The following is a 14,022-nucleotide window of genomic DNA, read 5'->3' as shown; positions in this document are numbered from 1 at the left end:
AATCCTTATCTGGCAAGAGACTTAATTGATTAGTTCGCTCTAGAGCAAAAACAATTGACAAAAATCGCTAAATGCCTTTCTCTATAAGGGTTCCATCCCTTATAACCCCCGTCCATTGCATAACACAAACCGAAGAGCCTTAATTATAACCAGCTACTTATCTCGGATTTTAACGACCATGAACACCCAACTGATTGATTCTCTCGCGCGAATCATTCTCTCTCTCTCCGAGGAAGAAAGAGAGTTACTGAATCGGAAAATTCAGAGCGAACAACGGGAAAATTGGCAGATTAACGCTCAAATTTTGGATTTAGAAACCCGTGTCAAGCAATAGGAAAATCAATATCCCATGAGTTCGGAAGAATTCTCTCCTAGATTTCGTTCTGGTGAGCTAGGGGACGCTATGGATTATTTCGAGTGGAATGTTTATTATGAAATGCTATTGGCAGCTAGAAAAGAGATAAGTTTACGATCAAATTAGATGGAGATAGCCGATTATATTCCCCTAGTTAAACGGAAATTATCCGAGAGTTCGATCGTAAACTCTTTTACGATTACTGATGAAAGAATTTTATTCGATCGAGGCTATTTCCGAGCGAGAGTCCTTCGATTTCAGGACAACAGCTTCAAACTGACGTAAAGCAAGACTAGAACCTTGATTCCAGCCTAATTCTACATAATAGGGAAAAAGTTTCTTGATATTTATATCGGGAAAGAGACGACTATTTTCGCTTTCTTGATAACCGTCTTCTATGAACAGATATATTTTTAATTCTTCCCGACGATAAACCCACAATTCGGGTATTTTCAGCAATTGATAGGCCTCTACATCAGTCAGAGAAGTAAAGTCCACTTCTATAGCTAAATCGGGAGGAGGATCAACAGTTAAATCAATTCTCTCTTTGCCTAAAATTGCCTGTCTATTATCAATATAAAAACAAGTATCTGGTTCTACTCCCGCTTCCCCCGGAATTTTCAAGGTAATCGGATCAAAACATTGCCAGTCTTTGCCTTGGCGACGGAGGATAATTTTTACTAAATCCCTTAATGTATCAACACGATTGCCATGACTTGGTAAGGGAGACATAAGCCGAATTTCTTGAGTTTTGCCGTTAAAATAGAGTTTGGGATAGGTTTTTTGGAGACGTAAATTCAGCAATCTTTCGTAATCTTCCCAAGTCTGATGCGGAAAAATAACTTGACTGCCCGGAGATAAAGATAAAGTATTTTCGTTGAGAGTAATTAGTAGCATTTTGATAATTATTTTTGGATTGTCAGATCCCCCCGCCTATCGGCACCCCCCTTATTAAGGGGGGCAGGGGGGATTAAGCTCACTTTTATACAAAAAGTGTTTTAACTAAAATTCTCTAAAGCTTCAAACTGACGTAAAGCAAGACTAGAACCTTGATTCCAGCCTAATTCTACATAATAGGGGAAAAGTTTCTTGATATTTATATCGGGAAAGAGACGACTATTTTCGCTTTCTTGATAACCGTCTTCTCTGAACAGATATATTTTCAATTCTTCCCGACGATAAACCCACAATTCGGGTATTTTCAACAATTGATAAGCTGCTACATCAGTCAGGGAAGTAAAATCCACTTCTATAGCTAAATCGGGAGGAGGATCAACAGTTAAATCAATTCTCTCTTTGCCTAAAATTGCCTGTCTATTATCAATATAAAAACAAGTATCTGGTTCTACTCCTGCTTCCCCCGGAATTTTCAAGGTAATCGGATCAAAACATTCCCAGTCTTTGCCTTGACGACGAAGGATAATTTTTACTAAATCACTTAAAAGATTGATACGTTTGCCATGACTTGGTAAAGGAGACATAAGCCGAATTTCTTGAGTTTTGCGATTAAAATAGAGTTTGGGATAGGTTTTCTGGAGACGTAAACTCAGTAATCTTTCGTAATCTTCCCAAGTCTGATGGGGAAAAATAACTTGACTGCCTGGAGATAAAGATAAAGTATTTTCGTTGAGAGTAATTAGTAGCATTTTGGTAATTATCCTTGATTTTTAGCTGTGGGATTTAACTAATTTCGCTCTGGCAACCAATGCCTATCAAGCATTTGTTCAAGGGAATAGGGACAATTTAGAGGAAAATTGTGAGGAGATATTTCAGTTTTTTGACCAACAATAAAAACGGCATCTTGATAGATTTTTTCTTGGTTATCTAGGAGATATTTTTCTAAATTTGTGCTTAAGTATCCATTTAGCTGAACTCTAAAAGTAGCTATTTCTCCTTGCCAATGCCGATGATTTAATTCAAATTCTTTTGACCAATATTGCCACAACAAAAGATGAATAATTATCTGTCTTAAAAAACTCTCAACTCGATTTTTATCCCGTTTGCTCAAAGCCTCCAACTCCTCGATTAAATGTTGAATATCCAACTCAGCTAGACGATTTGCCTTGAGAAGTTTAATTGTTTCAGTCAACCAGAGATGTTCATCTTGTTCGTAGAGAAATTGTAACTGATTTAGCCAAGTATCTTTTTTCATATTTTTTTGGCTGAGGAGACTTCTAAAACTGCTTTCGGGTAGGCAATGCGTTGATGGTGGAATTGTTGCCAAACTTGCACAAAAACCTCGGCAATAATTGGTAATTCCTCCTGACGAATACCACTATCTACTAATTGTTGATCGCGCCATCGGGCCTGAAAAATCTTTTTAATCATATCCATAGCTTGTTCTGGGGAGGCCTCCTTCAGCGATCGCAAAGCGGCCTCGCTACTATCGGCCAACATAACGATCGCCGTTTCTCGCGATTGGGGAATCGGACCATCGTAGCGAAAGGCCGCCTCATCGACGAATTCTTGACCATTTTGGGCGGATTTTTGCAAAGCTTGCTGATAAAAATAGGAAATTAAGAGATTGCCTTGGTGTTCAGGAATAAAATCGCGGACTACTCGCGGTAAACCGTGTCTGCGGGCCATGACTAACCCTTCGCTAACGTGCTTTTTAATAATCTCGGCGCTGACGTAGGGATCGTTAATTTCATCGTGTTTATTCGGGCCACCCATTTGATTTTCAATAAAACCGAGAGGATCGTGCATTTTCCCGATATCGTGATAGAGAGTTCCCGTGCGAATTAATTCCACATTACAGTGCAGTTTTCGGGCGGCCGCTTCAGCTAAACAGGCGACAAAAAGGGTATGTTGAAAAGTACCCGGTGCTTCCGTGGCCAAACGTTTGAGCAAACTACAATTAGGATTGGACAACTCCACCAGACGAATGGGAGTGACCACATCGAAACAGCGTTCCAAATAGGGGGATAATCCTAGGGCGATTACCGTCCAAGCTATTCCCGATAGACCATAGACGAGCGCCGTGGGTAGTAGAGTATAGATGATCGTGCTGGCCGTGGCGCTAACGATTAGGTAAGTGAGCAGATAAACACCCCCTTGACTGACTCCGATTCCCATCCCTAGCAGCGATAATTCATCCCGGGAGCGCAATTTTCCCGCTATCATAGCCGCTAATAGTCCCCCTATCGTCCCGGCGATTAAATCGGCGCTGATACCTTGGATGCTGAATAGGGAAAGACCGGCAGTTAAGAGGACCTGGGTGACGGCCAGAGTCGGGCCGTAGAAACTGCTGACTAATAAACCCACGGCGGCCAGATTGGTAAAGGGAATATTGGCGATCGCTAGGATCGGTGTGGTAAAACTTAGTAAACCCAAGAGAATAAAATCCCGGTGACGCAGAGGCCGATGGAGACGTTGGGCAACGAGGCAAAAAGTCCCGATCGCGCTGGTGACAAGGATTGCCGTTGACCCTAAACCCATCCAGTTAATGCCCCGTTCGCTCAAACCAAAGCCATCGATGAGAACAAACTGAGCTTGAGTAATTTTTTCGCCTGCTTTAACGATAATTTGACCGGTTTGAGCGCTAGACATGACCATATCTACCGCTTCCACCGCTTTAGCGGCTTGTTCTTTGGTTGCCTCCCGATCTTCTATCAGGTTCGCTTCTCCCTCCAGGGCCGCTAGAAGGATATTTTCGGCTAAAGACTGCTGGCGACTGGTTAGGCGATCGCTGCTAATCTGCACGGCGATGGTATCCTGTAGGTGACTGGTGGAAATCCCCGGGGGAATGCCTTGCACCAAAATCCGGCGACCCGCTTGCAGGACGGCTTTTTCTAGGTTTTGCCACTCTCGATCGCCCATTTGGGCTGCTGTGATCAGATCGGCGTATTTGAGTTTATTTAAGCTGGAATGCCGATAATTTTGGCTGGTTTGCTCCTTTATTTGCCGTAATTGCCCTAATCGATCGATAAATTGCTCAAAGTTCCCCTTGGCCACGCGCTGACGATAGGCTTGGATTTCGTCTATAGCATATTCCTGCTCTTTTGTCAAGAGTTTCGTAAAAGATTCTTCATAGTTGAGGCGGCTTTGTAGAGTTGACCATTGAGCGGCAGAAAAGGTGAGCAGCGTTTCCATTGTGGCGTTGGAAATATTTCTGCCCATTAAAATGGAATTTCTTCGCAAAATTGGGCTAATTTGACTTAATTGCCCTAAAGTGTCTCGCAGCGATCGCTCGATCTGGGCGGTGGTTTGGGGGTCTCTTTTCAGCCTGGGAAGCAGTCCAGCCCGAATTTTTTGGCGTTTGAGGGCGGTGGTTTCTTGGTCTTGAAAACGGGCATCTTCGGGGGCGATAATCGTGACGGGGGAAATAGTCCCGACGGCCAATTTCGGCTGATTATAGAAACGATAACCGACCACGCTAGTCAGACAACCGACGGTAAACAGGAAGATTAAGGGTCGTCGCAGTTTACCCAGGGAGTAAGAGCGAGATTTTCGGGCAGAATCAGGAAAAACAGTGAAAGAATGCAGAAAATGATTCATAAATTCCAGCTAAATTCTATAAACTGCGCCACCATGCCCAGAGAAAAAATACCGGCAGCTCGGTTTTGGGTTCCCTCTTCTATTTTAAGGACTCCCTGTGCAAAAAAATTTTTTCTCGAAAGGTATCTAGGGGCTGCTGAAAAAGTTTGTTGGTGGGGTTAGGAGTCGGTCGCTGGTCGGGGAAGAGAGAGGCAAAAGGCAAGGGTTTGGAACTACACAAGGGAGGGTCTTTCTCCGTTTCCTGATGGGTTAAGCAAGAGGTAGAACCTCTAGAAATGCGTTGCAAGGGAGACCCTTGCAACGAGGTACGAGGTAAATTATCAATAGCTCTAATCTATTTCTAGATTTTCTAAATCGGCTAAATCTTGTAATCTACCTGATGCTTTTTTGTTTTTTTTAAGATTTTCTAAGTCAATAAAGTTAACAATAATATCGTCAATTTTAACCTCAATTCTGGATAAGTAACAAGTTTGGAACTCTACCCCATCGGGGGTTGTAATTAAATCAATACGGTTAGGAGGATAACCTAATTGTATCACTTGATCTGGCGTTAAAAAGTCATCAATTGTTAATCCTAAAGAACCAAAACCGAACCCTTCTAAGGCTTTGATTAGATTATAGGCATTTAACGAACTCATTTCTATCCAAATATCAATATCTTTAGTATAACGAGGATAGCCATGTAAGGCAACGGCATAGCCGCCTAAGACGAGATAACGCACTTGATTATCGTTTAACAATTGTATAAACTCTTTGAAGTCTTGGTTCAGCATTATATTTATATTGATGATATTCTTGACGAATTTCTTCTAAGGCCGATAGTCTCGTTTGGTACGATTGACTACGCCAATAGGCTGTCTCCGTTTTGGGAGCTTTTAAGTTAACTTTTTGATAAGTGATTTTCATAGAGAGATTAAGTAGGTAGGCGTTAAAAACTATCAGACACCCCCGTTATCAAGGGTAGGGTTGATTCATGAATCAACCCTACCTTATCAAGGGTAGATCCCCCCGCCTATCGGCACCCCCCTTATCAAGGGTAGATCCCCCCGCCTATCGGCACCCCCCTTATCAAGGGTAGATCCCCCCGCCTATCGGCACCCCCCTTATCAAGGGGGGCAGGGGGGATCGAACTTAAAATCCATTTTTAATTTAATTATAACCCAGCTACTTAAGTGTTATTTTTCGCCTTTATTGTTTAAAGAGGGATGGCAGTTTCTAGGGAAATTTTAAGATTCCTGTTCTCAGAAATCCTATAGTTAAGTTTTTCAAAACCAATAACTTCACCTTTTTGATTTTTCATTAAAATAACTTCGTCGCCGGTTTCTTCGCAGAGATATTCTGAAGAGCGATCGCCAAACCACACGGTTAAGGTATTGCCCATCGGATCATAATAAACGTTTACTTCTGCCATAAAATTTCTCCTTCTTTAATTGCATCGGTGGGATAAGTGGTAATTAGGAAGCCATCACCATTGAGTTTTCGGATAATGGCACAGAGCCAACGTTTTGGTCGTTGAAGTTTATAAAAAAGATAAACATTAGGGTCACTGCGGCTACGTCGAATTTCCTCAGGTTGGCTAAGGGTTTCTTGGACTAATTTTTCTTGTCCTTTCATTATAGGATGTTTTATCTGGGTGATAATCCTAAATCCTTTGAGTATAGGCTACTTATGAAGACAGGCACTCATGCAAGAGGCAAAAGGCAAAAAGGGGAATAAATAATCAGTCTTTAATAACCGGATTTAGTATAACCTATCCCTGCGTCTTCATCGGCCCGCATCCTGTAGGGGCGAAGCATTCGGGCAATAACCTATTGCTGAAACCGTAGATTTTCTATCCGAATGCTTCGCCCGTACTTTTTCAGCACAGAAAACGGGTTTCTCCGAGAAACCCGTTTTCTACTCATGGACACCCCCCTTATCAAGGGGGGCAGGGGGGATCGACACCCCCCTTATCAAGGGGAGCAGGGGGGATCGACACCCCCCTTATCAAGGGGGGCAGGGGGGATCGACACCCCCCTTATCAAGGGGAGCAGGGGGGATCGACACCTAATAACCAGATTTAGTATAACTCCCAAACTAATACACTTGTTCTATAGTATGCCCCAAAAAATTCCGGAAAAGGGAATGAGGGAAAAAAAAAGGGAAAAAAAGAGAAAAAGGGTTACACAGTCCTCCCAGCACCGCACACCACCCGAAAACCTAAGTCGCCGTCGATGACGCCGCGGCGGTCGTTGCTGCTGCGGTAAGCGGAACGGCAGTAAGAGGCAACGCTGCACCAAGAACCGCCCCGCAACGGAGAACGATTATCATTCCCATTTTCTATCCAGGCACTGCCATCCGTCGGCGCAACATGATAGTTATCGTGCCAAGTATCGGCGCACCATTCCCAGACATTGCCGTGCATATCGTACAACCCGAAGGCGTTAGCTACCTGAAAATAGCCCACTGGGGTTGTTTTACGTCGATATTTTCCTGTAAATTCATCGGCATAAGTTTTAGTAGCTCGATAGTTAGCTAAATCTGCCGTTATCGTTTCCCCAAAATGAAAGGGTGTTTTTGTCCCCGCTCTACAGGCATATTCCCATTCTGCCTCACTCGGTAGCCGATACTCCCGTTTTGTTTCCCTTGATAGTCGTTTACAGAATTCCGTTGCTTGATACCAGTTGACGCTTTCTACGGGTAGCTCATCCCCTTTAAAGTGAGAGGGGTTTGTCTTCAGGTCGATGTCTATTTTAGCGGTTGCGGCGATAGCTCTCCACTGAGCTTGGGTAATCGGGGTTTGACTGATATGGAAAGCGGGGACTTTGACTAGGTGTGGGGGTTTTTCCCTTCTAAATCCGTCCCAACCAAATTTTTTAACCAGTCTTTCGATTTCCTCATCTTCCGTTCCCATCCAGAATTCTCCTTGGGGAATATACATCATGCGGATATAGTTTTGAGCTTTTTTCCGGTTGCCAACTTCTGGAAGGTTTTCATCGTAAAAATAGGCTTTAACAGGTTTTCTCTCGATAACTTTGCCTGTTTCATTAACCAATACCGTTTCTGCGGTAAAAAGGAAAAGGTTTTCATCGTAGGGAACAATAGCGGCTACTTTGTCTATTAAACGTTTTTGTAGGGTTCCTTCGTCTTCTGGGGAAAGTTGAAGGACATTGCCAACGTGGTTTAAATCCCCTCTAGAATAGGCGGCAATCGGTTCATTAAGCAATAACAAGGGTTCATAATCGGCTAAAGCAGCCGATAGATTTTCTAATAAAGCTGTCAATCTCACAAGACGCACTCGGTTATTATTTTTGATAGCTTCTGCTAGTACCTGTCTGATTTCATTGACCGCTTGACTGGGTTTTAGGTAGGCAAGAGCTAACCATTGTTGATTTTGCCAATAAACCGATTGTGAGCAATAATCACCGATTTGTTCCTGAATATAGGTTTGTAACTGATAGGCCAGAGATTTGAGTTCCTCTGGGGTTAATTTTTCTAATAGTAGTTTACGAACATCGGGAGACATTTCATGGAGTTCTCGATCTATTTTGCGGACTAAACTGGAGAGTAAAATATCAGCGATCGCATACCAGGGAGCTTGATTATTTTTATCTTGATGTTGACGCAGATAATAAAGTAAATTAGGGGATAAACTAAGGGGAAATGCCGCTCGTTTCGCTAGTTCTCTTGTGTTTGGTTCGTTTTCTTTTTCAAATAATCTTAAACGGCTTTCTGCGCTAAAAAAATCTTCATCCTCATCCCAATTATCCCCTTGGTGAAATTGATTAGGATTAAATAAATGACGGGGTGGGATAGCTTCTTCTTTTAGCCATGTTATCAAGTTTTCCCAGTCCTCTGTGGTTAGTTCAAACATGGAAAAATTGGGTATATCTTCAGCTAAATCAGCAATATCGATCGCAGTTGTCCCATACCATCGATGATAGGGTAAGGGGTTTAACCATGCAACTCGGCTAAATCTTCGGCTAAATCGTCGGATAAGGGTTTCTGTTGCGCTCAAGCGCTCTTCTACATAACGTTTTCTAGCGGCACCCGCATCACTAAGAATTAGACAACTGGTTACTTCCGGAGAATAGTTAGAGAGAACTTTAGTTAAAGATTGACTTTCCCAACCGTTTTCTTGTCGTAAAACCTCGTCTCTAATCAGATTATCAAAGTAAAAATGGCGAACATTTGCCCAAGTTTGCTTCATTATTCGCCCAAATCCTGCAAAGGGAATCATCGAGTCAGAACAATCAATAAAAATTATAATTTCTCGGCGATAAAGTTGTTTCTTTTGGTAAATTATTTGATCAAAAAAACCTCGTTTAGCCGTTGCCATCACCGTGGCTTTTAGATCCCAAGTTTGTCGAGGACTTTCTAGGGGTAATGGACGCAGTTGCTGCCAACTTTCTTGTAACTTAGCGATGCCAATAGGATAATAATCAGGATTATCTAGGGATGTGATTTTTTTTCGCTTTTCAATAGCTGTGGCAATTTGTGGAAATGAAGTCTCCGGTGCTATTTGTGTATCCCCAGAAGGGGTAATTTCTAATGAGGGAGATTCCCTATCATCCATCGGGTTTATGATTTTGCTAATCGATTCTTCTGAATGACGAATAGGTGTTTTTTGGGCTATTTCTATATTTATTTCTGGTTGGAATTGTAGCATCTCTGTCCAGGCCTGATCAAACTTTTCTTTTTCTTTCGGGGATTTAACCCATAAAGCTTGACAAAGAAGTTTAATTTTAGGATTCTCTAAGTTGGGATTTTCTTGAATAGCAATATCAGAATCATTGGCGAGTTTTTGAATCAGGTAATTTTCCACCCGATAATATTGTTCAATAGACAGCAGAAATCCTTCTTCGTCTCTGAGTTGATAAAATAGGTCAAGTAGGGGGGATGTCATTGGCTTTTTTAACCTCTTGTTCCATAATCTTGTAAATCGGTACGGCTTTTTAGTAAAACACTAGCGTGGGGTAATTTGTCCTCTTTTAATTTGGCGATAATTTCTTCAGGTTTGTACTTGAGCAACGATTTAAACCAGGCTATTAATTCACTGGTGCTAACTTTTTTTTCTCCTTCAGATTTAGTCTCGTCTTGTGATGTTCTCACTTCCAGAAAACGGTCCACTGCTTTGATGATAACCTCTTGTTCAGCGTCGGTAAACCGTTCGGTTAATATTTTTCTTAATCTTTCTTGGTTGGGTAGCTCAATATAGTGATAAATGCAACGTCTCAGAAAAGCATTGGGTAAGTTTTTTTCTTGATTACTGGTAATAATAATCAGAGGAAAAGCTTGATCATTTGCTTGAATTAATTCTCCTGTTTCTTTAATGAAAAAACGACGAGATTCAATGGCTAAAAGTAAATCATTAGGAAAATCTCGATCTGCTTTATCTATTTCATCAATTAATACTACCGATTGTTCTTGCTTATCTTGACTTTGTTCAAATGCTTTACCCAAGGGTTGTAAATCAACCCAATCTTTTGAAGTAGCTGGATTTTTTGGCTCAGAAAAAGATTCTTCTATTTCTTCTTTGCTTAAAATTCCGCTAATTTGAGCAGCTTGTAAACGGCCAATATAATCATATTGATAGAGACTATCTTCCGCTTTACTTGTAGATTGAACTATCCACTCATAATATTTTATAGGATTACTTTCCTGACGATAATTAAATTCATAAACTAAGGCATGAGCTAGACGACTTTTGCCACATCCCGGTTCACCTTCTAGTAACAAAGGCATTCCCAATTCAATAGCCAAGTTAACAACTTCTATTAACTCATCACCTGCGTCATAGGGATAAATTTTCTGTTGAATCGGTTCATAATAAAGTCCCGATTTAGGTTGAATTTCTCCCGTGTAAGTTAAGGATAGTTTAGCCATCTATTTTCCCTCGATAATTGTCCTTGAAATTGTTGATAAAAAGCTTTCAGTGTGTCTTCTATCTTGCCTTGATCGCTATTTTTCCATAATTGCTGCAAGGTAGATTTAAATAAGTCTGTGGTTTCATCCTGTAAGTCACAACCTAACTGAAGTTGTTGAGCAAAAGTAGGAATAATTTCCTGAAAAGACCGTTTTTCAAAGCAAGAGTCAATCTGTAAGCGGTGAATAGGACTTAATTCTGATAATTTGTCCTTATCTCTCCAATCATTACTGTTTCCATAATCTAACCAAATCATTAATAAAAAGCCTGGAATGGGACTATTTTGTATTTTACGAGCGTTGGTAATTAAGTTTTGCCAAAACGAATAAATGTCCTTTAAAAGGGAAAAGTCTGCACAATCAATTCCTTCAAAAATCAAACAAAAATTATTAGCTTTTAAATTTTTAATTCCTCCAGAATTATTGAAAAAATGTTCATGAAGACTATAGCTATCCCATTCTTCCTGACCATCTCCTTGAAATTTAAAAACAATAGGTTTAACTGGCAAATTATTAGTGATCAAGATTTCTTTTTCTAAACGACGCAAACACAAAACACGATATTGATGAGGACAAGGGGGAATATAAATACTGCCTTCTCGTAAAGGTTTAGCAGCTATTGAACTGGTAAAATTTACTAGATTAGTATAATTAAATTTTGTCAAAACACGATAAATCTTTTCATTATTTGTTCGTTGATCTTTTGGGTTTTGATGATGAAGTTGACAACATTGTAAGCTGTCAAAATCTAGGCCTAATACTTCGCAATAAGCTTGAACAATATAAGATTGTTTAGCGGTTCGCCCTTTTTTTCCTAGTCCATTTTCTTTTTCAGTACAAAACCGCAAACTAGGTCCAGATATGCCAATTACCTTTAAAATAGACTCATTTAATAAATGGTTTATATCCTCATAAAAGGTTAAATGAATTGAATTATCATTAATATCTTCAATTCTGGTTGTATTTATTTTATTTTGATTAATGTACGCTCTTTTCTTCTCATTTTCAAATCCTTGAAACTTAGATTTATTTTGTAAGTACAATTTCTTACCCTTTGGTTTTAAAACCTCTTTAGTTGCTCCAGATTGTGGCTGAGATTCTGTCATCCAAGCTTTCAAAACATTTAATGGAATGGTATAACTGGAAGTTTCTGTTCGACTACGGTATTCTTCGAGAAATGCCTCAAGTAACCATCGACTTGCTTCTATTAATATTTGCTCTGTTTTCTCCGAAGCACAAGAATAGGTTCCCTTATAAGCATCTTTAGCCTTACGAAGGGTTTCTACATCTTCATCCGATAATCTGATTTCGCCAGACCTTAACATAAATCTCGTCAAACGTCAACCTACGATCTGATCCACTTTTTGATCCCCTTTTGCCAGCATTTGCTGAAAGCATTTTAATCAACTTGTCCTCAAAAAACAAGCCCTAAGGCAACAGGAGCAAAATCTATGAATTTCTGGCAAAAACATAAAGCGGACATTGACGTGATTTGCCGCATCATCACCACTTTAACCGCCTTGGTTAGTTTGGGTGTTCAGGTGGGGGAGTTAAAGATTCCCGAAAGCAAGATTCTTCCCCCTATTACTGAGGTTCAATTGGAAGCGGGGAAAAAGACTCACACCCACTAAGGAAGATAAATACTAGGGATTGAAGCACATTACCTGAAATAAAGGCCGATGTGCTTTTTTCATAAGACTGGGCCAAAACGAGGGTGAGTTAATAAGATAACCCACCCTGAAGGAGATTTAGCGATCAACTGACCCCATAATAATATCAATACTGCCTAAAATCGCCATAATATCGGCAACTTTTACCCCTTTGAGGATATGGGGCAGAATTTGAAGATTATTAAAATCGGCGGCCCGAATTTTCCAACGCCAAGGGAAAACATCATCATTACCGACGATAAAGATACCTAATTCCCCTTTACCACTTTCCAAGCGCACATAATGTTCACCTTTAGGAATCTTAAAAGTGGGGGCGACTTTTTTGGCGATATATTGATAGTCAAAATCATTCCAAGCTGATTTTTTCCCTTCTGCCATCCGTTTTGCTTCCAGATTTTCGTAGGGACCACCGGGTAAACCTTTTAGTGCTTGCCGGATAATTTTCACCGATTCGCGCATTTCCCGAATCCGCACCAGATAACGAGCAAAACAATCGCCGGCAGTTTCCCAATGCACTTCCCAGTCAAAATCGTCGTAACACTCGTAATGGTCAACTTTTCTTAAATCCCATTTCACCCCAGAAGCGCGCAACATCGGACCGGATAAACCCCAGTTAATCGCTTCGTCTCTGGTAATGCAGCCTATCCCTTCAATACGACGGCGGAAAATCGGGTTATTAGTGATTAATTTCTCGTATTCGTCCACTTTGGGGTCAAAATAGTCACAGAAATCCACGCACTTATCCACCCATCCGTAGGGTAAATCCACCGCCACGCCACCAATACGGAAATAATTATTATTAATTAACCGCATTCCCGTGGCAGCTTCCCAGAGGTCATAAATCATCTCCCGTTCCCGGAAAATGTAGAAAAAGGGAGTTTGTGCGCCTACATCCGCCATAAAGGGGCCTAACCAGAGTAAATGGTTAGCGATGCGGTTGAGTTCCAACATAATCACCCGGATATATTGCGCTCGTTTGGGAACGGCGATATCGGCTAATTTTTCGGGAGCATTGACCGTAATCGCCTCATTAAACATCCCTGCGGCGTAATCCCAACGACTAACGTAGGGAACGTACATGACATTAGTGCGATTTTCGGCAATTTTTTCCATGCCCCGATGAAGATAACCGATTACGGGTTCACAGTCAATCACGTCTTCCCCGTCAAGGGTGACGATTAAGCGCAAAACTCCGTGCATCGAAGGGTGATGGGGTCCCATGTTTAAAACCATGGGTTCTGTTCTCGTTTCAATTTTTGCCATAGGGCTACCGATGATCCCGAAAATCTTTTTAAAGTTATTATAGGTAAACGCTTCGACAATACACAAGGACTATCGGGTATCAGGAGGCGGCTGGCAGGATTTAGGAGGCAGTCACGATGCAACAAGTTACACTGTCAAGCATGAAAATATTCTGATCCTAAATCCAGTTATTAAAAACTGATTATTTATTCCCCCTTTTGCAGGAGTGCCTCTCCTGATATGTAGCCTATACTCAAGGGATTTAGTATTACTTGAGATCTGATTACTCAATCCAAGCTTTTGGGGGGTTCTACCCCCCAAACCCCCCGTTGGGAGCGTGGCGCCGCCCCCAAA

14 protein-coding genes are annotated in these 14,022 nt (G+C 41.2%); 2 read left to right on the top strand and 12 right to left on the bottom strand.

Annotated features, from left to right (window positions below; translation table 11 throughout):
- Window positions 1-178 precede the first annotated feature (178 nt).
- Window positions 179-334 (top strand): hypothetical protein, encoded by a 156-nt coding sequence (locus tag O9332_RS28340; protein ID WP_002764476.1) that lies wholly within the window; start codon window positions 179-181, stop codon window positions 332-334.
- Window positions 335-571: 237 nt separating this feature from the next.
- On the opposite strand, the gene O9332_RS06365 is transcribed toward O9332_RS28340, so the two are convergent.
- The 11 genes from O9332_RS06365 to O9332_RS06315 all read right to left on the bottom strand — a co-directional run bounded on the left by O9332_RS06365 (window position 572) and on the right by O9332_RS06315 (window position 12,081).
- Entirely contained in the window at window positions 572-1,252 is a 681-nt protein-coding gene (locus O9332_RS06365) for a Uma2 family endonuclease (RefSeq protein WP_288024330.1), read from the bottom strand.
- A gap of 101 nt (window positions 1,253-1,353) precedes the next feature.
- Window positions 1,354-2,001, bottom strand: a complete 648-nt coding sequence (locus O9332_RS06360) for a Uma2 family endonuclease (protein WP_288024327.1) — start codon at window positions 1,999-2,001, stop codon at window positions 1,354-1,356.
- Window positions 2,002-2,039: 38 nt separating this feature from the next.
- Window positions 2,040-2,507, bottom strand: coding sequence for a DUF29 domain-containing protein (locus tag O9332_RS06355; protein WP_012267606.1), 468 nt, complete (start codon window positions 2,505-2,507; stop codon window positions 2,040-2,042).
- Window positions 2,504-4,852 (bottom strand): HD family phosphohydrolase, encoded by a 2,349-nt coding sequence (locus O9332_RS06350; protein WP_288024325.1) that lies wholly within the window; start codon window positions 4,850-4,852, stop codon window positions 2,504-2,506. The genes O9332_RS06355 and O9332_RS06350 overlap by 4 nt, the downstream gene beginning before the upstream one ends.
- Window positions 4,853-5,181: 329 nt before the next feature.
- Window positions 5,182-5,592, bottom strand: coding sequence for a hypothetical protein (locus O9332_RS06345; protein ID WP_235614777.1), 411 nt, complete (start codon window positions 5,590-5,592; stop codon window positions 5,182-5,184).
- On the bottom strand, window positions 5,579-5,758 hold the full coding sequence (locus O9332_RS06340) for a hypothetical protein (RefSeq protein ID WP_046663376.1): 180 nt from the start codon (window positions 5,756-5,758) through the stop codon (window positions 5,579-5,581). The genes O9332_RS06345 and O9332_RS06340 overlap by 14 nt, the downstream gene beginning before the upstream one ends.
- A gap of 289 nt (window positions 5,759-6,047) precedes the next feature.
- Window positions 6,048-6,263 (bottom strand): DUF2283 domain-containing protein, encoded by a 216-nt coding sequence (locus O9332_RS06335; RefSeq protein WP_002800147.1) that lies wholly within the window; start codon window positions 6,261-6,263, stop codon window positions 6,048-6,050.
- Window positions 6,251-6,466, bottom strand: coding sequence for a hypothetical protein (locus tag O9332_RS06330; protein WP_002800146.1), 216 nt, complete (start codon window positions 6,464-6,466; stop codon window positions 6,251-6,253). Before O9332_RS06330 ends, O9332_RS06335 begins: the two co-directional genes overlap by 13 nt.
- Before the next feature lie 547 nt (window positions 6,467-7,013).
- Complete coding sequence (locus O9332_RS06325) at window positions 7,014-9,737, bottom strand: formylglycine-generating enzyme family protein (RefSeq protein WP_288024320.1); 2,724 nt, start codon at window positions 9,735-9,737, stop codon at window positions 7,014-7,016.
- 8 nt (window positions 9,738-9,745) lie between these two features.
- A complete protein-coding gene (locus tag O9332_RS06320; protein WP_288024317.1) occupies window positions 9,746-10,717 on the bottom strand; it encodes an AAA family ATPase in 972 nt (323 codons plus the stop codon).
- Window positions 10,699-12,081, bottom strand: a complete 1,383-nt coding sequence (locus O9332_RS06315; RefSeq protein WP_288024314.1) for a hypothetical protein — start codon at window positions 12,079-12,081, stop codon at window positions 10,699-10,701. The genes O9332_RS06320 and O9332_RS06315 overlap by 19 nt, the downstream gene beginning before the upstream one ends.
- Before the next feature lie 126 nt (window positions 12,082-12,207).
- On the opposite strand from O9332_RS06315, the gene O9332_RS06310 reads away from it, so the two are divergent.
- Entirely contained in the window at window positions 12,208-12,387 is a 180-nt protein-coding gene (locus O9332_RS06310; RefSeq protein WP_002800141.1) for a hypothetical protein, read from the top strand.
- 117 nt (window positions 12,388-12,504) lie between these two features.
- Here the strand turns inward: O9332_RS06310 and O9332_RS06305 are convergent, their stop codons facing one another.
- Window positions 12,505-13,689, bottom strand: a complete 1,185-nt coding sequence (locus O9332_RS06305) for an NAD(P)H-quinone oxidoreductase subunit H (protein WP_002760089.1) — start codon at window positions 13,687-13,689, stop codon at window positions 12,505-12,507.
- Window positions 13,690-14,022: the final 333 nt, after the last annotated feature.

This window comes from Microcystis sp. LE19-10.1B (assembly GCF_027530565.1).
Lineage (GTDB): Bacteria > Cyanobacteriota > Cyanobacteriia > Cyanobacteriales > Microcystaceae > Microcystis > Microcystis aeruginosa.
This window is presented reverse-complemented; position numbering and strand designations above follow the sequence as displayed.

Bases quoted from the DNA above. Each gene is read 5' to 3' on its own strand.
- O9332_RS06360 (WP_288024327.1), bottom strand. From the start codon at position 2,001: ATGCTACTAATTACTCTCAACGAAAATACTTTATCTTTATCTCCAGGC.
- O9332_RS06305 (WP_002760089.1), bottom strand. From the start codon at position 13,689: ATGGCAAAAATTGAAACGAGAACAGAACCCATGGTTTTAAACATGGGA.
- O9332_RS06315 (WP_288024314.1), bottom strand. From the start codon at position 12,081: ATGTTAAGGTCTGGCGAAATCAGATTATCGGATGAAGATGTAGAAACC.
- O9332_RS06365 (WP_288024330.1), bottom strand. From the start codon at position 1,252: ATGCTACTAATTACTCTCAACGAAAATACTTTATCTTTATCTCCGGGC.
- O9332_RS06310 (WP_002800141.1), top strand. From the start codon at position 12,208: ATGAATTTCTGGCAAAAACATAAAGCGGACATTGACGTGATTTGCCGC.
- O9332_RS06355 (WP_012267606.1), bottom strand. From the start codon at position 2,507: ATGAAAAAAGATACTTGGCTAAATCAGTTACAATTTCTCTACGAACAA.
- O9332_RS06340 (WP_046663376.1), bottom strand. From the start codon at position 5,758: ATGAAAATCACTTATCAAAAAGTTAACTTAAAAGCTCCCAAAACGGAG.
- O9332_RS28340 (WP_002764476.1), top strand. From the start codon at position 179: ATGAACACCCAACTGATTGATTCTCTCGCGCGAATCATTCTCTCTCTC.
- O9332_RS06330 (WP_002800146.1), bottom strand. From the start codon at position 6,466: ATGAAAGGACAAGAAAAATTAGTCCAAGAAACCCTTAGCCAACCTGAG.
- O9332_RS06350 (WP_288024325.1), bottom strand. From the start codon at position 4,852: ATGAATCATTTTCTGCATTCTTTCACTGTTTTTCCTGATTCTGCCCGA.
- O9332_RS06335 (WP_002800147.1), bottom strand. From the start codon at position 6,263: ATGGCAGAAGTAAACGTTTATTATGATCCGATGGGCAATACCTTAACC.
- O9332_RS06325 (WP_288024320.1), bottom strand. From the start codon at position 9,737: ATGACATCCCCCCTACTTGACCTATTTTATCAACTCAGAGACGAAGAA.
- O9332_RS06320 (WP_288024317.1), bottom strand. From the start codon at position 10,717: ATGGCTAAACTATCCTTAACTTACACGGGAGAAATTCAACCTAAATCG.